General features: G+C 62.0%; 13 protein-coding genes. 11 read left to right on the top strand and 2 right to left on the bottom strand.

The features are described from left to right. Positions 1-288 precede the first annotated feature (288 nt). Positions 289-2,052, top strand: coding sequence for an adenylate/guanylate cyclase domain-containing protein (locus tag PYR65_RS25010; RefSeq protein WP_276121425.1), 1,764 nt, complete (start codon positions 289-291; stop codon positions 2,050-2,052). A gap of 82 nt (positions 2,053-2,134) precedes the next feature. Next, positions 2,135-6,406, top strand: coding sequence for a cytochrome P450 (locus tag PYR65_RS25005; protein WP_276121424.1), 4,272 nt, complete (start codon positions 2,135-2,137; stop codon positions 6,404-6,406). A 6-nt stretch (positions 6,407-6,412) separates the two neighbouring features. On the opposite strand, the gene PYR65_RS25000 is transcribed toward PYR65_RS25005, so the two are convergent. Then, positions 6,413-7,171: a Crp/Fnr family transcriptional regulator gene (locus PYR65_RS25000; protein WP_276121423.1), complete on the bottom strand. Its 759-nt coding sequence runs from the start codon at positions 7,169-7,171 to the stop codon at positions 6,413-6,415. Positions 7,172-7,530: 359 nt separating this feature from the next. On the opposite strand from PYR65_RS25000, the gene PYR65_RS24995 reads away from it, so the two are divergent. The 9 genes from PYR65_RS24995 to PYR65_RS24955 all read left to right on the top strand — a co-directional run bounded on the left by PYR65_RS24995 (position 7,531) and on the right by PYR65_RS24955 (position 25,391). Further along, a complete protein-coding gene (locus PYR65_RS24995) occupies positions 7,531-9,984 on the top strand; it encodes a hypothetical protein (RefSeq protein ID WP_276121422.1) in 2,454 nt (817 codons plus the stop codon). A 7-nt stretch (positions 9,985-9,991) separates the two neighbouring features. After that, on the top strand, positions 9,992-11,794 hold the full coding sequence (locus PYR65_RS24990) for a hypothetical protein (protein WP_276121421.1): 1,803 nt from the start codon (positions 9,992-9,994) through the stop codon (positions 11,792-11,794). Between the two features lie 28 nt (positions 11,795-11,822). Beyond that, entirely contained in the window at positions 11,823-14,414 is a 2,592-nt protein-coding gene (locus PYR65_RS24985; protein ID WP_276121420.1) for a hypothetical protein, read from the top strand. A gap of 34 nt (positions 14,415-14,448) precedes the next feature. Then, entirely contained in the window at positions 14,449-17,142 is a 2,694-nt protein-coding gene (locus PYR65_RS24980; protein WP_276121419.1) for a hypothetical protein, read from the top strand. 9 nt (positions 17,143-17,151) lie between these two features. Beyond that, complete coding sequence (locus tag PYR65_RS24975) at positions 17,152-19,431, top strand: hypothetical protein (RefSeq protein WP_276121418.1); 2,280 nt, start codon at positions 17,152-17,154, stop codon at positions 19,429-19,431. Beyond that, positions 19,428-20,342 carry a hypothetical protein gene (locus tag PYR65_RS24970; protein WP_276121417.1) on the top strand — a complete coding sequence of 305 codons (915 nt, stop codon included), beginning with the start codon at positions 19,428-19,430 and terminating at the stop codon, positions 20,340-20,342. Before PYR65_RS24975 ends, PYR65_RS24970 begins: the two co-directional genes overlap by 4 nt. Continuing rightward, on the top strand, positions 20,330-22,096 hold the full coding sequence (locus PYR65_RS24965; RefSeq protein ID WP_276121416.1) for a hypothetical protein: 1,767 nt from the start codon (positions 20,330-20,332) through the stop codon (positions 22,094-22,096). Before PYR65_RS24970 ends, PYR65_RS24965 begins: the two co-directional genes overlap by 13 nt. A gap of 12 nt (positions 22,097-22,108) precedes the next feature. Further along, positions 22,109-24,595: a hypothetical protein gene (locus PYR65_RS24960; RefSeq protein ID WP_276121415.1), complete on the top strand. Its 2,487-nt coding sequence runs from the start codon at positions 22,109-22,111 to the stop codon at positions 24,593-24,595. 520 nt (positions 24,596-25,115) lie between these two features. Beyond that, positions 25,116-25,391: a hypothetical protein gene (locus tag PYR65_RS24955; RefSeq protein WP_276121414.1), complete on the top strand. Its 276-nt coding sequence runs from the start codon at positions 25,116-25,118 to the stop codon at positions 25,389-25,391. 3 nt (positions 25,392-25,394) lie between these two features. Here PYR65_RS24955 and PYR65_RS24950 read toward each other — a convergent pair whose 3' ends face one another. Further along, positions 25,395-25,520 (bottom strand): hypothetical protein, encoded by a 126-nt coding sequence (locus PYR65_RS24950; RefSeq protein WP_276121413.1) that lies wholly within the window; start codon positions 25,518-25,520, stop codon positions 25,395-25,397. Between the last annotated feature and the right edge of the window lie 177 nt (positions 25,521-25,697).

The raw sequence follows: 25,697 nt of genomic DNA, 5'->3' as shown, positions 1-25,697 counted from the left end.
TCGTCTCCGTTTAAGAAGCAGACAGCAAATCAAGGTGCAACCAACCTTGTTAAGTGTAAATCAGGAATCGTGATTGTGCGTTTTTACGCCGTCCGGTATTCAAGGCGCACATTTTAAACGCGTTGAGCTGACGTCACCGGCCTTAGCCGGCAGCAGGCCACTGTATTCCCGTCAGCATGTCTACCAGCAGTGCTGGAAAAAATATGAAACCGTGCATACTCTTCACAGCATCTCTTTGCTAATCTTCATATTGCTTATACGTTAATCCGAGTGGGGGACGTTGCTCTGATGCGTGAACAACGGCATCCGCGGCAGATTGCGACGGTGGTTTCTGTCGATGCGGTTGGCTTTTCCAAGCTCATGCATATCGATGAGGAAGAGGCGCTGCGGCTGTTTGATGAGCGTCGCGCAGTGATCGTGGAAGCCGTTGAGCGCGCCGGGGGCAATACGTTCGGGGCTGCGGGCGACAGTATCATGGCCCTCTTTGGAAACCCCATCGTTGCGTTGCAGGCGGTGTTGCAATTCCAGGCAGCTATTGCGGAGATCAACAGTGCGGTTGCGCGCGACCGCATCATGCCGTTCCGGACGGGCATCAGTGCCGGCCAGGTGATTATTCGCGACGACGGTGTGTTTGGCGACACGGTCAACATTGCGGCGCGCGTGCAGGAATTTTCGCCGCATGGCGGTATCGCACTAACGGAAACGGCCTATCTGCAGCTTCAGCAGCAGTTCCAGCTGACATTTACAGATCTTGGCCCGTTTCAGCTGAAGAATATCTCCGTTCCCGTGCGGGTGTTCATCTCCAGCGCGGGCGAGAGTGGTGTCTCCACGCTGGTGGAAGGGCGCGGTCAAACCGGTCCGCCTGCCGTGCAAGGAGAGCTGCCGGCACTGGCCGTGCTGCCCTTCAAGAACCTCACAGGCGATCCGCGTCTTGACTATCTGTGCGATGGCATTGCCGACGATATCCTGACGGGGGTGGCCAACACCCGCTCCGTTCCGGTCATATCGCGGGATTCGAGCTTCCAGTTCCGAGACCCGTCGCTGACCACGGCCGCAATCGGCCACCTGCTCGGCGTGCGCTACGTCGTGACGGGTGCAGTGACGGGCGATGCCACGCGGCTTCGTCTCGACGCGTCGCTCGCAGACAGTTCCAATTCCCGCGTCATCTGGACCGGACGGTTCGAGCGCGATTTCGACGAGCTGTTGCGCCTGCAGCGGGAACTGGGCGGCGAGATTGTCGCGCGCCTCGAAAACGAGTTCGACCGGGTCGAGCAGATACGGACGTTCCAGGTCCCGCCGGAGGCGCTATCGGCCTGGCAGCTGGTGCGCCGGGGGCGCTGGCACATGCGGCGCCGCTCCTCCGAAGATACCGGCAAAGCCTATGCCTATTTCAGACAGGCCCATAATGAAGATCCCAATTCCAGTGCAGCGCTCAACGAGCTGGCATGGTGGCACCTGTGGAAATCCTGGCTGAACTTCGCCGACAGCGACGAACTGAAAATCGTTGCAAGCTATGCGCGCCGCGCGGCGCTGATGGATAGCCTCGATGCGCGCTCCTACTGCTATCTCGGCTTCGTCGAAATTCTCGAGGCGCGGCCGCATTCGGCGGTTGACCTCTTCCGGCAGGCGATCGACATCAATCCAAGTTTTTCGCTGGCGCTGACCGGGCTCGGCAGTGCGAGAGCCTTGCTGCTGCAGCCGCGCGAGGCCATTCACAATCTGAAGGAAGCCATCCGGCTCAGCCCTTTCGAGCCCTATCTTTTCCACAATCTCGGCGAGCTTGCCGCCGCACACACGATCGACGGCAATTGGCCAGCGGCGATCGAGGCGGCGAACCGCTCGCTGGCCCTGGCCCCCAATTATTTCTACGCGAGCTATCTCAAGGCCGGTGCCCTGGCGAGGAGCGAGCATTTTCCTGAAGCGCGGCATGAGGCGAAACTCTTCCGCACCCGCCATCCGGAATTTGAACGCCGGTGGATCGAGTGGATCCCCTTCAAGGACCGTTCGGTCAATGACAGCATCATCGAGAATTTCCAGTTGGCCGGCGAATAAAACCCCAAGACTGTGAGCTATTTCACAGATGCGGGGCTGGGGAAGGCCAATTGCTGATCCGGCAGGTTCAAAGAGGCAATCCATGGTTTTCAAATGCAGCCCGAAATATTTTGAACGTCTGGCGCAGGCGCGGGCCGAGCACCCGGTCACCGGCACTGTCCCGCCATTCGACCTGCAACGCATGCGTTCCAGCGGATTGCTGGGCCGGGCGGCGGGGTATCTGATCGAGCACCCGGATTGGTGGCTGTCCGTGTTGCGGGCGGTCTGGCCGCGCGCGCGCTGCGGGCGTTTCGTGCTGCTCACCCGCAATGCCGACGTGCGCGAAGTGCTGGAGCGGCAGGCCGATTTCGAGACGCCCTATGGGCCGGAAATGACCGAGTTTGCCGGCGGCGCGAATTTCATTCTCGGGATGAGCGACGGAGAGGATTACCGGCGTCTCAAATCGGTGGTGCTGAGCGCCTTTCCGCCTGCCGAAGTGGAGGCGCGCGTGCGGCCGATCGCGGCGCGGCGTGCGCGTGAAATCGTTGATGGTGCCGACACCAAGCTCAATGCGGCGTTTGATCTCTTCCGCATCGTCTCCTCGACAATCTGCTGCGAATATTACGGCGTTGTGGTCGATGATGAGGGCGAGTTTGCAGACTGGGCCATTGCGCTCAGCACCGTCTTCTTCGGCGATCCAACCGCCGATACCGTGGTGCGTGAATTGGCGATTGCCGCTTCGCGCAATATTGGCGCGGCGATCGACCGGTCGATCGATACCGTCATCGCGGCGGGCGCCTTGCAGGAGCGGCCGCTCGATCGCCTGGTCGGCGCAATGCAGCAGGGGCGCATCGGCCGGCCCGACATTCACGCCATCATGATGGGCATGATCACCGGCTTTGGACCGACGACGCTTTTGGGCGGCGGCAATTGCCTTGAGGTGGCGCTGTCGCGCAAGGAGATTTTTGACGAGATGGCGGCAGCGGCCGCGCTTTCGGACAGCAAGCGTCTGGATCTTGCCATTGTCGAGGCGATGCGCTTCAAGCCGATCTGGATCAGCCCCTGGCGCTATGCGCGGCACGACCAGAAGATCGGCGGCGATCATGGCAGACCGTATACGATCAAGGGCGACACGGTCGTCTGGCCCGCCACACGCTCTGCCATGTTCGACAGGCGGGCGGTGGCCGATCCCTGGGATTTCCAGCCCGGGCGGCCAGACCAGCAGTCGCTGGTCTTCGGCCATGGCATCCATAAGTGCATCGGTGCGCTCCTGGCGCGAGTACAGACGGCAGAATGTCTGCGTGCGCTGTTTTCGAAACCCGGCTTCCGGCGCGCGGCAGGCAGGGAGGGGCGATTGCAGCGGCTCGGCCCCTATCCCGAAAAACTCATGGTCGAATTCGATCCTGCAAACCAGCAGTCGATGATAACCGTTATCGTCCCGGTCAAGCCCGGTGCTGATGTCAAGGCGATTCGGGCTGAGCTTGATGCGCTCGGTAATCCGTGCGTGGGCGATGCGAAGACCGGGCTCGATAGCACCGGCATCATCCATTTTGCCAGCATGTCGCTGGTCGATACCGGTGGCGATGGAGAACGGGGCCATCATCTCCTCATTGAAATGAGCGGCGATGGCGGCAAGCCGGCAGTCCTGCAGGCTTTTGCGCAGGCGCTTGAACCGCAGGTCCGGAACATCTGTGAAGACGTTTCGGGTGGAGCGGTCGATACCGATCTTGCTGCCTTCATGGACCGGCATGCGCAGGACGTTTCGCCTTATTTCGGAAGTCTCAGCGGGCTGGTCTTTGGCGGTACGCCGGGGCACACGGTCGAGCGCATCCGCCGCGAGGCGGCTCTAGCGAAGCACGCGATGCGCATCGTCGAAAGGCTTTCTGCAAAGCCGGGCGGCGATGCCGCGCAGGTACTGACGGAGGTGCGAAACCAGTTGCGCGGCAACCGAAAGTTCGACTGGGCTTTCGCTCCGGCGGCAAACGGGCTGGCCGAGCCGCCGAAAGGGGTCTGGAGCGCCATTCGCAAGACATTGCTGGCCAAGCCGGTCACGATCACGCTGGTCGTTGTCTATGCGATATGCTGGTACCTGACCTATCGCCTCGTTTTTGAAACCGGTGCCTCCTGGCCAGCTTTTCTTTTGCGGCTGGGCACGGCCTTCGTTCTGGCCGGGCTCGGCATCATGACGACGGTTTCGATTGCGCTCACGCTGGCGCTGATCTGGCTTCGCCGTATCGAGACGGCCTGCGAGCCGGCGACGGATTCGATCTCGCCGGAGCGCCTGGAAGGGCTTCAGAAAGGTGAGGATCGCGAGTTCCAGAACCATATGACGGCCGTCTCGACGATCAAGGCAGGACGTTTCCGCAGGATGCTGCTGCGCTTTACGTTTTATGTGATCTCCATCTCGGCCACACATATCTTCCGGCCGGGGTTCCTATCGACGATCGGCACCATCCATTTCGCCCGCTGGGTCCGAGTTCCCGGCACCGACAAGCTCGTCTTCCTGAGCAATTATGGCGGCAGTTGGGAGAGCTATCTGGAAGACTTCATTACGAAAGCCTCGGCGGGCTTGACCGGCGTGTGGAGCAATACAGAAGGCTTCCCATCGACGCGGTTTCTCTTCCTGGACGGTGCCCGCGATGGTGACCGCTTCAAGCGCTGGGCCCGCAACCAGCAGGTACCGACCAGCTTCTGGTACAGCGCCTATCCCCGGATTTCGGCCGCGCATATTCGCACGAACGCAAGGATACGCCAGGGTATCTGTTCGGCGCGGCTGAGTGAAGCGCGCGACTGGATCAGTCTGTTTTCCTCCACCGAACGGCTGCCGCGTACGCGTCTCAATGCCGTCCAGCAGTTGCTGCTGCCTGATCCGGCACCGTCCGAGATCCTCGAACAGGGCGAAATCCAGTCGATCGTCTTTGGCCCGTTGGGGCGCCTTGCGCATGGTGTGATGCTGGCATTTCGCGTGCCGGACGGCCTCTCGCCGGTATCGCGCCGGCGCTGGCTGGCCTATGTCACAGATAAAATTTCGTTTGGCGACACGGCACCCACCGATCGCGCCATGATGGCCTTCTTCGGGCCAGGTGGATTGCGCCGCCTCGGCGTCGGACCGGAAGGTGCCGTCGAGACGGAGGCGCTGGCGAGCTTTCCGCTCGCCTTCCGTCAGGGCATGGCGAACCCTTATCGGAGTCGGATCCTCGACGACTGGGGCCAAAACGACCCAGCCGGATGGTATTGGGGGGGTGGGCGCAATCCAGTCGACATGATCGTCAACTGCTATGCCGGCTCCCAAGACATTCTGGACATTGTGGTGCGCGGGCTGGACGAGGTGTCCCGCGAGACGGGTATGGAGCCGGTTCACCGTCTCGAACTATCGGTCAAGCCTGCGGGCTCGCAGGGCGATGGCAGCAAGGGGCGTGATCATTTCGGCTTTCAGGACGGCATTTCCCAGCCGATCCTGCGCGGAAGCTGGCAGGATACCGGCAGCACCGTGCACGAGATGCATCTTCTCAATCCGGGCGAGTTTCTGTTCGGTTATCGCGACGAGCATGGCTTCTACCCGCCAAGCCCCACCGTGCCCGGGCATACCGATCCGCTCGGCATCCTGCGCGCGGTCGAGGTCGATGGCAGCATCACGGCTGGAAAATCCCGCTGGCATGATTTTGGGCGCAACGGCAGTTTCGTCGTCGTGCGCCAGCTCCAGCAGCATGTGGAACGTTTTGAGGATTACTGCCGCGCGGCGGCAAGCAGCGTCGGGACATTGACGGGCGAGGCAGTGACGGCGGATTGGGTTGGCGCGCGGATCGTCGGGCGCTGGAAGGATGGTTCCTCGCTGATCAAGAGCCCGCACCGGCCCGCCGGCGGCTTGCCCGACAATGGCTTCACCTTCGGCGCCGAGGATCCGCAGGGGTTACGATGCCCTCTCGGTGCGCATGTGCGCCGGTCCAATCCACGCGCTTCCCTGAACACGGACCTCGACACGGAAATCCGGATCACAAAGCGCCACCGCATCCTGCGTGTCGGCAGGACCTATGCGGCCGCAGGCGCGGATGGCACGACGGAGAAGGGGCTGCTGTTCATGTGCGTCAACGCCAGCATCGAACGCCAGTACGAGTTTATCCAGCAGACCTGGATGGCGTCGGGCAGCTTCCATGGTTTGAGAGACGAGAAGGATCCGCTGATCGGCACCCAGAAGGTCGGCGCGCGTGGTAAGCCGAGGGGCCGCTTTGCCTTGCCGCGTTGGGAGGGCTCTCTTGCACTGGAAGGCATGCCGTCCTTTATCACCACGCGGGGTGGCGGCTATTTCTTCCTGCCAAGCCGGGCGGCTTTGCGCTACATGCTGTCGCGGCTGGATGTGGCGGGTGGTGAGCGGTAATGCGGCCTATTCCCGTTCCCGCAGCAACAGGCGAAGGCGGTTCCGGCTGGCGACCTTGATACGGCCGCGCTTGACCTCGATAAAGCCGAGGCTGCGCCAGTTGTTCAGGAGCTTGTTGACGGACTCGCGCGTCGAGCCGAGGAAATCGGCGATCTCGCTTTGCGATATGGCGATCCAGCCGGACGGGTCGGCAAGCAGCTTGTCAAGCAGCAGCAACCGTTTGGCAAGCCTGGCCTCGACGTCGAGAAAGGCGTGGTCGCCCAGCGATTCGCTCACCCATCGGACCCTGTCGCACAACAGACGCAGCATGGAGCGTGCAAGCAGCGGGCTTTCCTCGATGCGTCGTAGAAGCTGATCCCGGTCCAGCGACACAACAACGCAATCGGTCCGGCATATGGCGGTCGCGGTGCGCACACCTCCATCAAGCGCGCCGATCTCGCCGATGATCGTTGGCGCGGCCTGCATGTTGGCGACGAGTTTCTGGCCGTCGATCGAATAGATCGAGATTTCGATCGAGCCTTCGATCAGCCCGAAGACCCGGTCCGATCTGTCCTCCTGCAGAAAGAGATGCTTTCCGGCGGGCAGACGGTCGGTGACACAATTGTCGAACAGAAGATCGAAGAGATCGCGGCCCGACGAACTTTGATCGTGACCACCGGCCGCGTCCTGAGATTGGATCTGCTTGTTTTTGCTTGTACGCCGGGAGGCCGGCCGGTGGGAATCCAGCCAGACAATCTTGTCGGCAGCGAAACTCTTCTTGCCCATCACAAAAGCCGCCTTCCGCTGAAGTTGTATTAGAGCCTCGTACGATCAATGAGACGCATTCTGCCGGAAAAAAGCATCCGGCCCTTCGGGTTGCCTGAAATCGGCCGCCCACGGCGTCGGATGGCTTGTCCGATGGAGCGGCATCGCCCTGCGCCATCCTTCTGGTGGATCGGCCGATTTGAGGCAACAGAATGCGCCTCATTGATCGTACGAGGCTCTAACTTGCCAGAGGATAGGCCTTCCAGACAAGCGAATATCGCGATTTGCTAATTTTTCTCAACCTGTGTGAGCTAGCTCACATTCCGCATGCCGAGTTCGGCGCATGGTTGCTCATCGATTGGCGATGGGAGACTTGATCAATGTCGAGGGCGGACGAAATTTACGTCATCAACCGCGACATGTCGGTCCGGTCGTTGCGGGACGGGGTGCGGCGGCGCAAGCCGGTGGTGTTTCCGCTTCCCATCGTCATCGATCCAGACAGCACCGGTCCGATCACCGATATCCAGATCACTGACGCTGGGGCGCCTGATCCCGGATCCGTAGAGTTTAGCGTTGCGGATTCGGGAGACGGGGCGCGGGGACAGGATGCTGTTGCGCTGAGCCCGGACGGCACATTGTCACGAGGCACCGCCTATCCGGCGTCCAATGATGCCGGTTTCAGTTTCGTGCTGCCGGTCTATGCGCTCCAGGAAACCGGCGGACGCTATGCGGCCAGTCTCAAATGGCTGGCGAGCGCAGCGCCGGGCGGCCCCATTGCGCGCCTTACTGTGGGGTTCCAGCGCCGCATGCCGGGCTTCACCGCCGATCATCCGATCAAGGAGATCGCACACGAGGTTTCGGCAAGGATCGTATATTCGGTTCCCGTGGAGAACGGCACGGACGCGCCTGCGGAGAGCTGGCTGTCGATCCCGCTCGGTGCCGTCAACCGCGTGGATGCCGAGACGTCGCAGCTTGTGTTTGATCTCAACACCAAGGCCGATTTCGATCAGCTCTGGTCGGCGATAACCGATCCCGCAGCCAAAGGCCGGCTGGAGTTGCGCTGCTTTGCCACGGTTGGCCGCCGCACATGGCGGCAGATCATTCCGAGCGATTTCGGCGTGCAGGATCAGGTGCGGTTTCTCGATCGCGGCGTGCTTTTGACGATGATGATCAAGCCGCCGGAATGGCGCCATGTGCGCCCGGCACGCGACAGACCCCAGCCGCATTGGCGCCGGGAAGATCTGGCGCGCCGCGTCCTGCGGCAGCCCTTTACCACCGTTTCCGGCGGCGTTTCTGCGGCGCATTTGAGCACCGTGCACACACTCAATACAGCCGTGCTGATGCGCGGGTTCGATGCGCCTTTGCCCGCAATGATGGAGGTCGCGCCGCTTGATCTGACGCCCGCCACTTCGCGTGAAATGCTGACGCAGGTGTTCCGCCCCGATCTCACCGAAGCGCTCGACATCAGCGATCTGCGGGTTGGCGCGCGGCGTGTGGTGCCAACAAGCGCTTTCATCGACAAAATGGGCCGCCCGGCGCTCATCCGCACCCAGGCTGAGGCCGTTCAGGCTATCGCGTTTAACTTCGATGTCGATGTCAACGCTTACATGTTCGATGTGCCCGGCGATCTGCGTCCGAGCATGACGCGCGTGCTGTTGCGGGCGGAGTTTGATGCAGGCGAAGGCCGCCCGCCCGTTGTCTACTATCAGGATACGGCCTTTACCGGCCGTTACTATTACGAGCCACAGGAATTCCGCATACCGCGCCGTGAAGAGGCGCCATACCTCCCAGCCGTCAGCATCGCGTTCTTCGACGTCGTTGAGGCCGCGGACGCAAACGAGAATAAAATTCTCTATCGCGCCCATCTGGCCTATCGCGCCGTGCCCTATCTGGACCGCGCGGTGCTGGCAAGGCTGAAACGTTTTCTGGGCGAAGGCGCCGTGCTCTCGGCGCTGATCCCTGAGCAGGCGGCGCTGCGGCTGCGGCTGCCCGATGATGCCGGTACCGCCTTTACTGAGAGCGAGCGGACGGCAGCCACGATCAGCCTCGATGACGGGATCATCGATGAGGTGCAGTTGACACCTGAGGCGCTGGCAGCGGTGATCACGGCGCTACAGAGCGGCGGCCTCGACGGGCTGGTGACGGCCTCGCTACCGGGCGCTGCCAATACCTCCATCCCCATCCGCCTGTCGCTGCACGAGGCGAGCGGTGTCCTGCTGGAGCGTAGCTTTCGCGGTCCCGTGGGCGCCGGCCGGGTTCGCGTCACGGTGCGCAACCGCATCGAGAGCCCGCTGACGATTGCCGAGTTTCTTGCCACCCCGGCCGGCGACGGCCTGGCCTTTCCGGATGCCAGCCCCGGCTTGCAGATTGCAGCAGGCGCGCAGGCCGACATCGATTACCGGCTCGATCCCCCGGGTACAGTCCTCACGGATCTCAATCCCGTCCTGCGCATGACGGTCAATCCCGACATGCCTTTGCTGTTGCCCTCGATTATGGTCAATCGTGGCTATTCCAGCCAGACATTCACGCTCTCCCTTTCAATCGATCCGATGTATTTCGGCCAGATCATGCCTGGGGACACCGAGGCGCTTGCGGCGGTGATGGTCGAGTTCGAGGGCGACACGCGAATTGTCCTTGATGCCGCAACGCTCACCGACGACGTGCCGCTGCGCCTGCCGATCCTCGACTGGCTGCTGCACCGGCCGCGATCCGAGCACTATCGTTACCGCGTCACCAATCTTCACGGTGCATCAGCCGATATCGGCGGCCAAGCCGGTCCGTGGGTAGACGGTCTGGGTGCTGGCGCGGTCGAGATCGTTCCGGCGGGAGCGTGAGGTGATCATGTTTTTTGATCTTCCCCAATTGGCGCCGATCCGTCCGGGCGAGGGCTTTCCCGATCATGAGCAGCCGCGCGTGCTGCATGTGCTCCCGCGCGTCCTCACTGCGGCGCGCGAGGCCGACGGCACGCCACGTTTTGCGTTGAGCCGTTTTCGCGACACGGCCATCGATGCCGCCGGTGGTTTGATGCATCTCGAACTCGACCTTGCCACGCTCGACCCTGAACTTTTGGGCGCGGCCGCCGCTGATGGCTGGGTGCTCCGCCTCGTCGGCTTCATCGCGGCACGGGCGCGCCTGCGCAGCCATGTTCCAGGGTTCCCCGATGTGGACCTGCCTGACGCCTGGAAACCGGCCCGTCTGTCCAGCCGCACGTTGATGGTTGAGAAGCATCTCTTCGATGCGCATACCGCCCAGATGCTCGATGCGCTGCTCTCTTCGGACGCCGGCGATATCGAGGTTGAAGTGGAGGCGCGTTACGAGGGGCTGGAAGAGCCTATGCCGGTACTGGTGAGCGCCGACCTGCATGAGATCGCATCGCTGCTACGGCTGGAGGGGGAGGGGGCCACCGGTGACCAGATCGAGGCGGCCATGCTTTCGGCACCCACAGGAAACGGCTCGCCCTTCCGGCTGGAGCGGCTGGAAGGCGAACGTCTGGCCGATGGCCCGGCGCTCCGCCGCCTTCTGGCACTGGCAATCCAGGGTGATATTCTCGCCGCTTTACCCGCCGTCGATGCCTGGGAAACCCCGCGCTATCAGTGGCGTGGCGATATAGCCGTGGAGGGCCGCCGCAGCTGGGACCTCTCCGTCTATCGCCGCAGCGTCCGGACCTGGCAGGGACGCTGGTCGCTGCGCAGTTTCATCAGCGGGATGGATCCGGCCGCGCGTGCGGCCCTGTTTCCGGCGTTTTCAGCAATCGCTCCGTTCTCGGTCGTACCGGTCACGCTGATTGCTCCGGTTGGGCTTGATGCGCGTTTTGTCCGGCGCGTTCAGGTCGATGTGCTGGCCAGCGGGCCCGGCGGTGTGCCGCAGCAGCGGAGCTTCATCTATCCGCCAACGCCGGCCTTCCATCGCTTTGCCGTCACCTATCCGGCGCTGACGGACGCTTTTGCGCTTTCCGCGACGATTGCCGCAACGCTGTCGCCGATCGCGGGGACGGTGCCGGCGCTGCCTCGGCCACTGGGCCGGCAGGCGTTAAAGGTTGGTAGCGCGGTCGCCTGGACCGCAGAAGATGCGGGGTTCGAGACGCTGGCCATCTCCGCGATGCCCGGCCTCTTCGAACGCGCCTCGCGCATCGAGGTGAGCATTGCCGGTGATGGCGAAGTGCTCTGCCTGGCGGACCTGATGCGCGAGGCGCCCGAGGCCAATCTTGCCTGGGTGACACAGCCCTTACCCCCTGTCGCGCGGGTCGTGGCGCATCGGGACGCGGGCGAAGGCCCGAAGGTGGCCATCTACGAGGGTGTTGCCGAAGGCTCCCTTCTTCTGCGCCCGGAAATGCTCGATGTGCTGGAGCCCGGCGTCGTCCTGGTTTCGCTCGATCCGGAAACGGCAGCCAACGCCGCCTATGTCGCAATCACCCTGCGCGACCCGACGGGGCGGCAGCGATCATTTTCGCTCGAAGCCGGGGAGAGTGCGGAGTGGCGGTGCTGGGCCGCCACGCGCTTCGATCTCCTGACCTACGAATACCGCTTGCAGCACATACCCCGCATGCCGGATGGCGCCACGCTGCCGCTGGTGACCGGTGAATGGCAGCGCGCGGGCGACCCCACCCTGAACGTGATCCTGCCAAGTGCCGAGGTCGATCCATGAGCATGACCCCAATCGAAGGAATGCCGCCATGCTGCTGATTCCGTCCATCGATCGCATCGGCAAGGTCACCATCTACGCCGATGACACTCTCTTTTACCGCTTCTATCCGGTGGCGGATGCGCCGCGTCTGCGCGTGGACGATGCCGGAGATCCGGTGTTTCTGCTGTTGTCCTATGCGCTCTCCGATGAGGACCGCGCCGCGAAACCCGATCTGCCCGCCGGCGGCGGTTACCTGTCGTTCGACACGACTTTCGAGCTGGCCGAGGCGGAATTGGCGGCTGTGCGGGATACCTTGAAGCCGCGCGTGGCGGCCGAATGGAACCGGCTGCGCAACGGCACGCCGCAGGAACAGGCAAGGCCGGGCGTCGCCGGTACCAGCGAGCCGCCCGCCATCGAGCTCGCAACACCCACCTGGACGGAGGGCGTCGTGTCGATGGATGCGCCGCAGAGCGCTGCGCTCATTGAAGCACGCGTGGCGGAATCAGCACCCTCGCTGCTGGCGGGCAATATTGCCAGCTTCTCCATGGATCTGACACCGGCAGGCGCCGCTTTCATGGAACAGACGCTTCTGGCGGACGATGCTGCTGCGGACGAAACGCCGATCCAGATCGCTTACGACCTGCGCTTCTGGGCGCGGCTGCCACCTGCCCGTATTCACCTCGAAGTGAATGCAGAGCGCATGTACAAATATATCGAGGAGCAGTTCCGTGGCCGCAGCGTTGCCGCTTGTACCGGCTATGATTATTCGAACACAGATGTCGATACGGAATCGCTGACTCTGTCCGGCGCGGTCACCGTGCAGATCGACACAGGGTCCGGATCGTTGCCCGAGGAGGTCATCGCCGAACTGCGCGCCTATGCCTTCGATCTGGTGAAGCAGCTGGTTCAGCACAGCTTCTTCAGCCTTGAGGGCGGCGATGATGCCGGAGCCACGCCGCAACGTTCCGCCGATGGCCGGCCGGTGATCCCACCGTTACGCCGCCGCCTGGTCGGGCGCCGCAAGCTGGTGCGCAAGCAGATCGACCAGCAGACGATGTCGATCACGCTCGATCTGGAGCAGAGCAGCGTGGTGCCATGGACGATCCACCCGCGCGGAACCATGCAGACATTGCTGCCGGGAGACCTTGCGGCCAGAAAGCGGCATGTGCGCAAACTGCGCCTCGACGACCCGTTTTTTGCAACGATCGAGACCGTCATCCAGGTGTTCGGGGAGCTTGAGCTGCTTGATCATGTGGAGGTCGAGCTTGCCTATGAGGCCATCGACGAGCGGGGCAATCCGCACGCGACCGGCACGGTTCTCAGCTTTCGCGATACGGTGCCGCAGACCTGGCGTACAGCGGTCGTCGGTGGCATCCGGGATTTTCGCTGGCGCCAGCGCTCGATCCTGGCCAGCGGGCGCGCCGGTGCTTTCAGCGAGTGGACGGTGACGCATTCGCCGCGTGTACCGGTCTCCATCGAGGCGCCGGGCATGCTGGACATCGACGTTGTCTCCGGCGCCATCGACTACGGGACGCTGGTGCGCAGCGTCCAGGTCACCCTTGCCTACGAGGATGCCGCGTCTGGCGTGCCGCGCGAGGAGATGGTCGCGATCCTCGACATCACAAAGCCTTCCATGATTTACAGGAGACGGATAGACGCGACGCAGACGCATCCCGTGATGGCGAAGGTGCGGTTCGACCTTCATTCCGGCGATGTGATCGAGAACAACGAATGGGCGCCGGTGCAGGGACGCCAGCTCGTCGTCAACCAGCCGAGCGAGGCGGTGCTGGACGTCAGTCTGCTGCCGTCTGGCAATGGCTGGGCCGATGTGGTCGCGGTCATGGTGGATCTCGAATATGAGGACCGTGCCAACGCCGTCTCGATCCGCGATACCATCACGTTGAAGACGCTGGGGGCTTTCGCCACCTGGAGCGTCTACCTGCGCGACCGGGCCCGGCGCGGCTACCGCTATCGCTGGACAGCGTCCTTTGCCAATGGCGATCTGCTTGAACAGGGCTGGCAGGACAATTCCGGCGATCCGGTGCTGCCGATTCACATCCAGCGATCGGGGATCATGGTCACCGTGGTGGCGGACGCGCTGGAATTTGCCGAGTGCCCGTTGACCGAGGTGACCATCATTCATGACGTGCCCGGTGGAGCGAGCGAGACGCTGGTCTTCCGCGACAAGGCGCCGCAAACCTGGCATGTCGAAGCCGCCAATGGCACGCCCGTCGCCTTTCGCTACCGGGTGACGCATTTTCCGATTGGCCGCGATCCGGTCCAGCTTGCCGAGCGGCATGAGACCGATCCCGTCATCGTGCTGCCAGCCTATCGTGCCGTCAGCGCCGGGCAGTTGCAGGTACAGATCCTGGCGCCGCTCGTCGATTTTAATGCGACGCCGATCGTCGCCGTGGATCTGCGCTATCAGGATCCGGACAATGATGTCGATCTCAGCCATTCGCTCACGATGACGATATCGCAGCCGACGGCGTCCTGGGTCGTACCGACACGCGACGCGCGCGTCACCGGCTTCCGCAGCCGGATCACATACTTCCTCACCGACGGAATCGAAAAGCAAGGTGAGTGGGCTGCCAATACCATCCCGCGGATCGTGGTGCCGGCCTACCGCCCGTCCGCATGACATTCAAGCCAACCCTGTCCAGGAGGACACGCGCATGCTGAAACTACCCGAATGGCGCACCTTCCAGGAGCAGCGCGTCACCGTTTATCAAGACGACACGCTGTTTTGGAAATTCTATCTGGTCCCCAATTACGTCACCATCCGCAAGGATGACGCGGGCAAGCCGGTGTTTCTGCTGATCGCCTATTCCTTCGGCGATCAGGACCGGGAAGAAAATCCCGACCTGCCGCGCGGTGGCGGCTACATGGTGCTTGATGTCGAAATGCGCGTCGATCCCGCGCATGAAGAGGTCATCAAGCAGCAGCTCCAGAAAGATGTCGATCAGATGTGGCACGAGCTGAAGCGCCTTGCCGATCAGTCCGGAAAGAGCGTGCAGGGCTACCGCATCAACAGCAGCCACAACCTGCCGCGCCTCAGCACCTCGGTTTCGCTTGGTGTCGATGACGTGCTGCTCGGCCTTGGGGCCGATGCGCCGGAAGCACCTCCCGGCGACCAGCCGCCGAAGGTGGTGCTGGCGAGCCCGACCTGGGTGGAAGGCACGTTCAAGGTCTCGGCACCGCAAAGCGAGCACCTGGTCTCCAACCGGCTCGCCGAAGGCAAGACCTCCCTGGTCGGCACCAATGTCGCCTCTGCCAATCTCGACCTCACCCCGGCAGGCGCCTCCTTCATGGTGCAGACGCTGGTCGATCCCGATGGCACCGGCGTCACCGATCTGACGCCGATCCAGATCACCTACAATCTGAAATTCGTGGCGCGCGTTCCCCCGGTCAGCGTCGTCGCATCGGCCAATACGCGCAGCGTTTACGCCGCCGTGAAGGGCATCTTTCACGATTTTGACGATGGCGGCTGCGACGAGGACACGGTGTCCCATTCCGAACAGAACATGGAAATGGCTGTCTCCTCGGGCCTCGTCGATGTGAAAATCGACGTTGGCTGGCCGGATGTGCCGGAGGATCTGGTCAACCAGATGCGGTCCGACGCCATGAAATCCGTGCAGGATGCGCTGACCAAGCGGCTGGCCGACAAGAAGCCGCCGCCGGTGCCGGCGGCCGACGATCCGACGCGTGAGTTCGTCAATCGCGAAAGCGACGTCTTCTATCTGAAGACCGAGATGAGCATGGATTTCCAGACGTTTACCCATAAAGAAACGATGGCGAGCACGCGCAAGCAGGAGATCAATCCGCAAGGCACGCTGCAGGCGTTCCTGCACGGCCTGTCGCCGCAGGAGATCCGTCAATATGTACGCAAGATCGATCTGGACGATCCCTTCTTCCAGACGCTCGATCTCAAAGCATGGGTTTTCGGCATCGACTGGGACAAGGACCCGATCGACTTCGTCGAAGTCGAGATCGACTATCGTGGCACGGATGAGAACGACCAGCCGGTGACCAAGGCGACCACTTTCATTTTCACGAAGGACAAGAAGGAATTCGCCTGGGATCCCAGCCTGATCGGGGCAAAGCGCGAATATCGTTGCCGCTGGCGCATCGGCTATCGCGGCCACGAGCCGAGCGATTGGAGCACCTGGGAGGCAAAGGCAAGCAACCGCCTTAGCCTCAGCGTCACACCGCCCGGCAAGATCGATGTCTCCTTCAAGGTCGGCGATATCAGCTTCGACACGGTCACCAAGAGCGTTCAGCTTGAGGTCGAGTATGAGGATAGCACGCATGGTGTTCCCAAGATCGGCACCATGATCAAGCTGGATGCGGCGGCGGCCGAACAACGGTTCTCGCACTGGATCTTCAAGCCGCGCAGCAAGCCGGTCCGTTATCGCTCCACGTTTTTTCTGAAGAACGGCCAGACGATCGCCGGCGAGTGGATGGAGACTTCGGCCGATACCGCGCTGGTTAACGAGCCGCGCTCGGAAAACCGTCTCGATGTTCTGCTGGTGCCGAGCGGCAGGAGCTGGGCGCAGGTCGTGCAGTCGGTCGTCACGGTGCGCTATGCCGATGTCCGCAATGGCGTCATGGCCGAAGCCTTCTATCAGCTAAAGACGCTGGAAGAGTTCAAGCAGTTTGCCGTCTATGTCGCCAATGGCGGTCCGCGCAAGTTCGAATACCAGGTCGTCACGACGTTCAAGGATGGCTCCAGCGAAGAAAGTGGCTGGCTGAACGGCGACGGTGACAGCACGGTGCAGGTTGCCGTGAAGGAACCGCCGGAACTGGTGGTCGATGTATCGCCATTCATGCTGGATTTTGGCGTGACGCCGGTGGTCGAAGTCGGATTGCATTATGAGGATCCGGCCAATGGCATCAATGAAAGCGAGACCTTCGCGCTGACCTCGAAGGATATCCAGACCTGGTCGGTGCCGCTGAGCAATCCGGCCAAGAAGGATTTCAAGGTCAAGTATACCTATAACTGCGCCAACGGGCAGGTGGTGGAACGGGCCGAGGAAACGTCGCCGGACACCAAGGTTACCGTGCCGAAGCTCCTTGTGCCGGAGGTCGTCGCCTCCTTCGTGCCGCGCATGATCGATTTCATGCAGACGCCGGTGGTGGAGGTCAATATCGGCTATTCCGATCCGGCCCGTGGGCAGGACGTGCAAAAGACGTTCAGCTTCATCGATGCGACGCCACAGGAGTTCCGGCTTCAGGTGGATGCCGCCGCGCCCAAATCCTATCAGGTCGAGATGGTCTACTACCTGGCCGATGGCCAGATCGTGACGCACCCGCCGGTCCTGTCGAACAAGACGCAGATTACCATTCCCAAATATGTCCAGGCGGCGTGAGGCACGATCATGTTGTACCTCAACCCACCTTTCTTCGAATATGAAGGCGTTGTCGTCGGTCGCGACTACAGTGATCCGCAGCAGTTCTGGTATTACCCGAACCGGCCGCGCATCGGCACCGACGATCAGGGCCGCCCGGCGGTACGGCTGATCGTCTACAAGGAAATCCTTGAAAACCTCGATGCGACCGACGACGAGGTGGCGGCAGGCTTCCTGCTTTTCGACACGGTGCTCGACTGGGAGCCGGAGCGCCTCAAGCGTGTGGCGGCGCGCATCAAGCAGGACATGGATCTTGACGATCTGCCGCGGCTGGCGCCGCTGCAGTACCGTTCCGGCAAGGTGCGGATGACGTTTCTCGACCGCAAGAGCGCATTGCCGGGCGATCCGCCGCCCGGCGAGGACGTGCCTGAAAGCGAATGGGTGAGCTTTCTGGAATCCTCCGGCGTGCCCGCACTTTATGCCGATAACCGGGCGATTTTCAGCGTCGAGCTGACGGCCAAGGGAACGCGCTTCATCCTCGGCTCCTTCGATGGGTTCATCCCCGCCGGTGTCGTCTACGAACTCAACTACGTGGCGATGCAGCGCGCCTACAACGTCAAGGTCGAGGCCGACTGGAACCTCGTCTACGAATATATCCGCGACTACGAGCAGGAGCGCATCTTCTTCTGGAACGACGAGGTCGAAAAGATCGTCGAGAAGCTGGAAGAGAAACGGATCATCAAATTCACCGCCTCGATCGAAGGGGTCGGCGACGAGGGGATGGAAGGCGAATATAAGGAAGTCCGCAAGCAGCTGACGCAGTATATCTATGAGAAATTCTTTGAGCCAAAGATCAATCCGAAGGCGCTCCTCGACAAGGATACGCCGGGGTCGATCGTCTCGCTGATCTCCGGCGTGCGCGATACCGGTCTGCCGATGCAGTTTGGGGGATCGAAGCGCGAGCTGAATGTCGAGCAGCGCCGCAGCTTCGAGGCCGATGTTTCCACCTACCGCGCCGTCGAGCGCATGATTGCGCCGCAGGGCCATCTCAGCGTTTTCTGGAGCGACCTGAACCTCACGCGTGACCAGGTGATCACGGTGGTCGATGACAAGGACGATGTCTGGAGGATCTCGGAACTCGGCGTCATCGCCGTCGCCGAGTTCGCCGACAATGCGGTTGCCCATATCGTCGTCGATATCGTCTATGGCGGCCTTTCCGGCGGCCGGCCGGCTGCGGATGCGCGCACGTTTAGCCTTGTGCTCGACAAGGAAAACCGCAAGGGCGTGGTGCGCAACTGGTTTGATCCTGCGCTCGGCACCCGTTTCCACTATCGCTATACGGTGGCTTTCGGGCCGGGGGCGGTTGTCGGCGCCGACGTCCTCGTGACGTCGGACTGGCTGGAGGCCGAGGGCCGGGAAGTAACCATCAATCCGGAGATGCTGATCGAGCAACGTTCCTACGAGTTCCAGCGGTCTTCCCTGCTCAAGCCGGAGCGTTTTCCCGAGGTGCTGGTCCGCCTTAAATACACCGATCCGGATACCGGTTGGCAATATGACCGCTCGAAGCTCTTGACCTCCACCGTGCCGTCGTGGACGGCAGAGTTTCGGGTTCGCAAGGGCGCGCCGAAGGAGGCGCTCTACGACGCGCAGTTTCTGCATGAGGGCGGCACGATCAACCAGGAAAGCCGGCCGGCGGGAACGCTGGTGACGCTGAACGATCCGCGCGAAAACCTGGTCCATATCAAGCTCATGGTCACCGACCGCCAGGACTTCCAGCATGCCATTGTCAGCCTGGAATATGCCGACCGTGCCAACGACATCTTCGAAAGCGAGACGATCGTCATCTCCGCCGACACGGTGAATGACGACCATGAATGGCAGTTCCGCCGGGCGCCGGGCGCGCGCGCCCGCTACCGCTACAGTTTCATCCTTTTGAAGACGGACGGCTCGCTCCTGGAGACCGACTGGGTCGAGACCGAGGCTCCGTCGCTTCTGATCGGCGACAGGACGGCGCGGACCTGGTCTATCCGCCCGCAGCTGATCGGCCCCCCTTTTTCCCAGAACGGCGTCGAGCGTATCAGCGTCGCGCTCGCCTATGAGGATGCGGCCAATGACTATCGGGCAAAAAGGGACCTCATCTTCGCGGCGCCCGGAGACGCGGGGTCGCTCGATCTCAATCTGCGCAATCCGGCGCTGCGCGACTACACCTATACAGTGACCTACAAGACCGTCAGCGGCTTTGACCGCAAGGTCGGGCCGATCAACGCACGGGACAGTTTTCCCGTCATTTCAACGGTACCGCCGGCATGACGGCGATTTCCGAGACATCCGATAGCCGGGTCGATGTCCTCTGGCTGAGCGCGCTGCTTGCCGGCCTCGGCAGCGAGGCGCAGGACGCCTATGAAGGACTTGGCCGGGCGGGGGCCCGCTCGTCGGAAGGCCGAATGTGCATCGACGGCGGCGCCAGCACGCTTGTCGCCGTGACGGCACCGGGGCGGCGGACCTGGGAGGCGCATGTACTTGCAGGCATCGATGCGGATTGCCAGGACTGGACTGGTTGCCGGCTCGGTCCCGATGGCGAGCAGGTCCATCTGGAGCGCCGGATGTTTCGCGGGCGCGGGCAGGCCGCAGTCACGCAGGCCCGGATTGCCGCAGCAGCGCATGACCCGGCTGCAACCGCCTGTTTCGAAACCTGGCACCGGGCGGTCGGGCCGTTCGGCAGGGTCTATTCGGTTGGCCGGGACAGCCGTGGCTGCGTGCGCGTCGCGTGGCAGATCGACCGGCATGTCGATGTGGCGGGATTGCTGGCGCCAATGATTGGTCAGGACAACTGGATAGCGGCTGCGCACTCTCTCAATCTTGTGCACGGCTTTGATCTTGCGCGCAGCAGGGGACCGTGGAGCCTGTCGATCGATGTCGCGGCGCCCACGCCAGTATGGCGCCTCGGCTCCACCCGCTGGGCATGGGCGCTGGAAGGTGCTGCCAAGCGACAGCGCCTGGCGCAATGGATCGCCGCTCATGGCGGTGACGGCGGCTATGCCTGCGCTTTGCACGATCTTCTTTCGGGCTGCGAGACAGGAAAATCAGGGTCCACCGGCCGGGCGGTCGAGGTGGACGTGTGCGAGGGACGCGTCGTGGCCGCGACGGCTTATCTCGGAGCGGCATTGGTGTCCTCTGAAAATGTACCGGGTTATCAAAGGAGGCTGACATGGGCTGGGTAAGAATCCATCCTTTCATACCGAACTGGCCGGGCGGCGGCGATCCACCGGTGTTCGAGATCAACAGCAACGAGAACGGCGAGGCGGTGGTCGAGCTGGCCTGGGATCCGCAAGCGTTGTTGCACCCTGCAAAATATCCCGACCTCTTGCGCTATTATTGCAGTGCCGACGGCATCAGCGGCACGATGGAGCGCGACCGCGGCGGCGCCATGACCGTCAATGTGCCGGGCGAGCGCATCACGCTGAATGCCAATCGCGCCACCTGGGTGATCCCGAAGCCCCTGTGGGAGGCCTATGTCGAGGAAAGCCTGAAGACGCTGAACTCTCCTCCATCGAGCACATTTTCGCGCAACCTCTATTACCGGGTGAGCGTGACACCGCCCGGTGGCTCGAAGGCCGAAATATGGCCGCCGGACCACGCGCTCGGCGCGCAACGCGTCACGCTGCCGCCGCCGGATGACAGCGGCGTTGTCGATAATGCGTCCGCAATGGCTGCACCCCATATCGGTATCCTGGCGCTTTCGGCGAGTGCGGCCTCCCGCGTCGTGCCGGACGCCGCCGCCGTGCAGGCGATGGGCGGCATTCCGTTTCTGCCGAACCTGTGGAGTACCATTCTCAACACGATCTGGAGCAAGCTGCCGGAAAACGATCCGGGCCGCCTGTCGCTGGCCGCTGTGTTCGCGCATCCTGAATTCAAGCGGTTCACGGTTGCCGAGCGTGGCGATGTGCTGCGCCTGTGGTTGCTCAGCAGCAAGATCCGCAAGGATATCCCGGTACTCCTGTCGCGCCAGGCGATTACCGGCAGCGCCGTGCAAACGCCGATCCTCAAGAAGATAGCGCTGAAGGGTGGCAAGACGCTGCTGTCGCTTCTCCTGGAGCTTTTGACCATACATATCCATCCGGACCTTGTGGTCATGACCCGCGAGGAACTGGTTGCTGATGTCTTGCACGAGGTGCTCGACCCGAACGGGCGGGTCAACCAGGGGGCTGCGGGCACCTGCGTGCCGACTTCCATCCAGACGATGCTGATCACCGTCAATCCGGCCGAATATGTCCGGCTGCAGATTGGCTGGCTGAGCTCGGCGGCAAAGGCCGAATTGGCCAACGGCTCGGTCGCCGCGTTGCCGCGCGGCATCCTGCAGATCGCGCGCTATTCGCAAGCGGGCGCGCCGGCATCGACGGGATTTTATGCCCGCAACTATGCCGAGCTCGCCTTCCAGGGGGCGGCGATCAAGTTCTCCCATGGCAGCAGTTTTCCCGCCGATACCGGCAATGAAACGAGTGCCAAGGCGATGTTCAAATATGTCCATGACAACGGGCTTTTCCCCGACCAGACCAAGCGGCTGCTTGAAGCGCTGTTCGGTGTGAGCTTCACCGGCTCGGCGGTGGCGCCGACCAACGCCCCGACGACTGCAAGCATTCAATCAACCCTGGCGGATGGCGTATTCGCGGCCCTGCCGGCCAAGCAACAGCCGCTGCTCGTTGCCACCTATTGGGGCGTGCCGCCCTGGGCGCCGCCGCCGGCTGGCAAGAATTATGGCGGCCACGCGGTGCTCGCGTTGCGCCACGAGGGTGGGCGTCTTTTCTTCAAGAACCCGCAATATGCCGGATCTTTGCCGGCAGGCGTGGATGGCGGCACGGCCACCAATCCGCCACGGCGCTACGAAAACGCGGCTTCGACGCTCGAATCCATCGCTGATGCGGATCTGCGCAAATGGATATTTTGGTACTTCACGCCGGACACGGCCATTATCTGAGGGAGTCAGGCCATGCTGTATCTCGATTCACCAGTCGGCTCGATCGCCGGATTGACACTCTTTCGCGATCACGCCAATCCAAACCTGTTCTATTATGCCTGCGAGCGGCCGCGTCTTGCCATGAACGAGGGCGTGCCGGAATTTGTCTTTCTCGTCTACAAACGAGATATCACCGACAATCCCAACCTGACGCCGGAAGCCAAACAGCAGCTGGGTGGCGGGTTCCTCGCCTTTACCGTCGATCTCTCCGTCGATGACGTGCAGCTCAAGGAAGTCCGCCGGCGGCTCGGGCAATTTGCCGACGGCACGGTGGAGCTGGCGCCACTGCCTTATCGCAGCGGGACGGTGCGCCTTTCCATCACCAAGGACACGGCCGAGGCAACCGGTGCTGCGGCCGATACGCCGAAGGGCGTCAGCTTCTTCGAAGAGGTCTACGGCACCAGCAAACCATCGCTGCTCGGCGGTAACCGTGCCACCTTCGGGGTGATGATGGACCATGAAGGCGCGCTGTTGATGGAAGCTGCGCTGAAATCGGGCATCAGTCCGATCGGCGTGATCTATGATCTGGAATATCTCGGGATGCGGCCGGCGTTTAACGTCAAAATCACCGCCGATTACAAGCGCATCTACAACCATCTCGAAATGCAGTTCGGCATCCGCGGCGGCGTCGGGCCGATCACGGCCGCCGTCGATATCGGGATGGCCTGGCAGAAGCTGCGGGAGGACGGCTCGATCAAGGTCGAAGTGACCAACTTCACCGACGACGAAAACTTCCGCAAACAGGCCGACGCGGCATTCGACTGGTTCAAGACGGAGCTGCTGCGCGACTTTTTCAAATCCTCGCTCGAACCGCCCAGCTTCATGAAGCAGGGGCAGTCCTCAAATATGCTCGGTGCGCTGCAATCGCTGCTCGGCCCCCTGACCGAGAGCCAGCAGGGGCCGACGCGGCCGGCCATGGGGGTGCCCACGACACTCGCCCCGACGCCGAGCGCGCCGCCGACCTCGCTGGACTCCGGCACGCAGACGACCGCCGATCGCAACAAGTCCGCGACGGCTGCGGCAGCGCCACAGGACAGCGCGGCAAAACCCGCCGCGAATGGCACTCAGTTCGGTCTGCAAATCGGCTTCTCGCTGAAAATGTATCAGCAGGAGGAATTGAAGACGCGCTCGTTCGAATACTCGATGCAGGCAGCGGTATCGCGCACGGCAGCGCCCCAAGGCCTGTTTTCCACCATCGTCAATGGCATGGACCTCTCCCGCGCGATCAAGCATGTCTCCCTCGACGACGACTTCTTCAAACATGTGAACGCAAAGTTCCAGCTCGGCGCGGACCTTGCCGCGAGCCAGATCGAATTGGTGAGCATCAACATCGAATATCCCGGGGTGCGGCCGGACGGGGTGCAGCCGGAGCAGGTGGGGGGCATCGCGTTCACCCCCCAGGACAATGGCGCAAAGTCGTTTCGCACCTTTCTCAACGATGCGCTCGACCTGCGCTATCGCTACAAGATGGACATCCATTTCGCGCAAAACAGCGACTGGGAAGGCACCGAACCGCATTATACTTCAGGCTGGATCGTTGAGACCGGCCAGGCGCCGCAGGTCAATCCCTTCGATGCCGTCGATCAACTGCAGATCGATGTCTCGCTCGGCAGCACCGTGATTGCGCCGGTGCAGCAGGTGCAGATCGATCTCGTCTACGACGATCCCGCAGTCGGTATGCGGGCGGAACGGTCCATGACGTTCAAGCCAGGAGATCCCACAAAAAACTGGAAGCTGCGGTTCCCGGAAGGTGCGATCCACAGCTTCAAGCATCGCGTGACCTATTTCCTGGACGACAACGTGCGTCACAGGACAGACTGGATTGAGAGCGGTGCGCTCACCACGGAAGCCATATCGCTGATCATTCCCGGCCCTTTTCTCAACACGATGAAGATACCTGTTCTGTCGCTACTCGATCCAGCCAGCATCATCGAGGCGAGTGTGGACGTCCTTTACGTGGATGCCGCACGCGGCTACGAATGGCGCGGCCGCACCGTCTTTGGCCCGGACAGTCAGAATCAGTCCCGTTCGCGCGAAATCTCCATTCCGACGCTCGATCCCATGCCGCATGGTGTGACATATTCCGTCACTGTCGTCCGGGCCGATGGCACCGTTCTGGAAGTGCCCTCGCGTGAGATCAGGCCGGGCGAAAAGATCATGGTCAGTGACGGCGTCGGGCAAACACGCATCATCAGGATCGAACTGGCCAATACCAATCTCGAAGCGGCCGGGCTCGTTGCCGTCCGTGTCCGCGTGCGCGGCCAAGGGGAGGACGCCGACCACGACGATGTCATTTTCCGGCCCGGTGACATATCGCCAAAGTCGGTAATGCTTGTGCAGCCCATCGAAGGTGCTTTTACCTATAGCTACGAGGTGGAGGGATATACGGCTTTCGGCGTTCCCAAGGCCGGGGTTCGCACCGATACGCAAGACTTGAAGCTGGTGGTCGGCCTGCCCTAAACGGCAGGCACGGGGTCACCACGCCAATCGCGCCGGACGTCGGCAAGCTTCATCTGTTTGACGCAAGACCGGGAAGCGATTGGCAATTGTTTGACGTCCCGCGACACTACACCGTCGGTGTCCACGCCTCTGTATCAAGGATCGGGACTGCCTCATCGGCTGACAACGCACCGGCGGGGGCGAGGGTGCCGAGCAGAACGGTGGTGTTGATTTGCTCTGGTAGAATTTCGGTATAGACCTGCTGAACCTGGAACCAGGTGTCACCCAGTTGCTCGACCCGGACCAACTGGCCTGCCGGAAAAACAGGGTGACGGACCTTCGGTCTCGATCATGGGATGGGGCCGGTCTTTGACCTGCATGACAAAGCCGATAAAGTATCTCACATGTCTCTCCTTCACTGCTTGCAACGGAAACCCGCAGAAAGTAGCGAAAGTTCCGTCGATGCGAGGTCGCAAAGGATTCCATCAGGCAAGTGTCAGCGCATGATGGATATTACGACCACTTTGGCCGAGTGAAATTCATGCTCAATCGCTATCACGCCGGAAACTGCCCCTTCTGCCGCCAAGGCCGGCTGTTCCTCTTTCGCAACGGAACAACAGAGGACATTTATGCCCATTGCGAAGAGTGTGAATGGGGATATCTGACCCCGCAGGAGGTCGAGCAGACGAGCGGTTTTCTCACGCTCCTGGAAGATTTCGAGGCCGACTACGCCACACTTGAAGAGATTTCTCGCAGCGTCTGGGCAAATTACACATGGGTCAAGGCCGATGATAAGAGCACCCATGACTTTCAATAGTAATCAGGGTGTTCGCTTCAGCACGACGAACGACGGAGATGGAGTTGCATCCGGCGGATCGTTCTTGATGGCCAGAAGACTGAGTGCGCAGGCGATCAGGGCTGCGATGAACATCCAACCTTGCGGCATTTGTGAATCCTCCAAATGCAGTTGGCGCACAGCACACACCCGGGCGGGTTACCGTCCCTTTAATCAACATGGTAAATGCCGATCACTTCTCGACCGGGATGGACTGAGAGAGCAAAAATTGTAGGGCAGCGCCTTGGGGGGCGTCGATTTGGCCATTAGCACTCTTCTCAAAGTCGG

Origin of the sequence: Pararhizobium qamdonense (assembly GCF_029277445.1) — a bacterium.
GTDB classification, from domain to species: domain Bacteria; phylum Pseudomonadota; class Alphaproteobacteria; order Rhizobiales; family Rhizobiaceae; genus Pararhizobium; species Pararhizobium qamdonense.
The sequence above is the reverse complement of the archived record's forward strand: the minus strand, read 5'-3'. Positions and strand labels throughout refer to the sequence as shown.

Coding starts and splice junctions, on each gene's coding strand:
- PYR65_RS24950 (WP_276121413.1), bottom strand. CDS start 25,520: ATGCCGCAAGGTTGGATGTTCATCGCAGCCCTGATCGCCTGCGCACTC.
- PYR65_RS24965 (WP_276121416.1), top strand. CDS start 20,330: ATGGGCTGGGTAAGAATCCATCCTTTCATACCGAACTGGCCGGGCGGC.
- PYR65_RS24970 (WP_276121417.1), top strand. CDS start 19,428: ATGACGGCGATTTCCGAGACATCCGATAGCCGGGTCGATGTCCTCTGG.
- PYR65_RS24980 (WP_276121419.1), top strand. CDS start 14,449: ATGCTGAAACTACCCGAATGGCGCACCTTCCAGGAGCAGCGCGTCACC.
- PYR65_RS24955 (WP_276121414.1), top strand. CDS start 25,116: ATGCTCAATCGCTATCACGCCGGAAACTGCCCCTTCTGCCGCCAAGGC.
- PYR65_RS25005 (WP_276121424.1), top strand. CDS start 2,135: ATGGTTTTCAAATGCAGCCCGAAATATTTTGAACGTCTGGCGCAGGCG.
- PYR65_RS25000 (WP_276121423.1), bottom strand. CDS start 7,171: ATGGGCAAGAAGAGTTTCGCTGCCGACAAGATTGTCTGGCTGGATTCC.
- PYR65_RS24960 (WP_276121415.1), top strand. CDS start 22,109: ATGCTGTATCTCGATTCACCAGTCGGCTCGATCGCCGGATTGACACTC.
- PYR65_RS24990 (WP_276121421.1), top strand. CDS start 9,992: ATGTTTTTTGATCTTCCCCAATTGGCGCCGATCCGTCCGGGCGAGGGC.
- PYR65_RS24985 (WP_276121420.1), top strand. CDS start 11,823: ATGCTGCTGATTCCGTCCATCGATCGCATCGGCAAGGTCACCATCTAC.
- PYR65_RS24995 (WP_276121422.1), top strand. CDS start 7,531: ATGTCGAGGGCGGACGAAATTTACGTCATCAACCGCGACATGTCGGTC.
- PYR65_RS24975 (WP_276121418.1), top strand. CDS start 17,152: ATGTTGTACCTCAACCCACCTTTCTTCGAATATGAAGGCGTTGTCGTC.
- PYR65_RS25010 (WP_276121425.1), top strand. CDS start 289: ATGCGTGAACAACGGCATCCGCGGCAGATTGCGACGGTGGTTTCTGTC.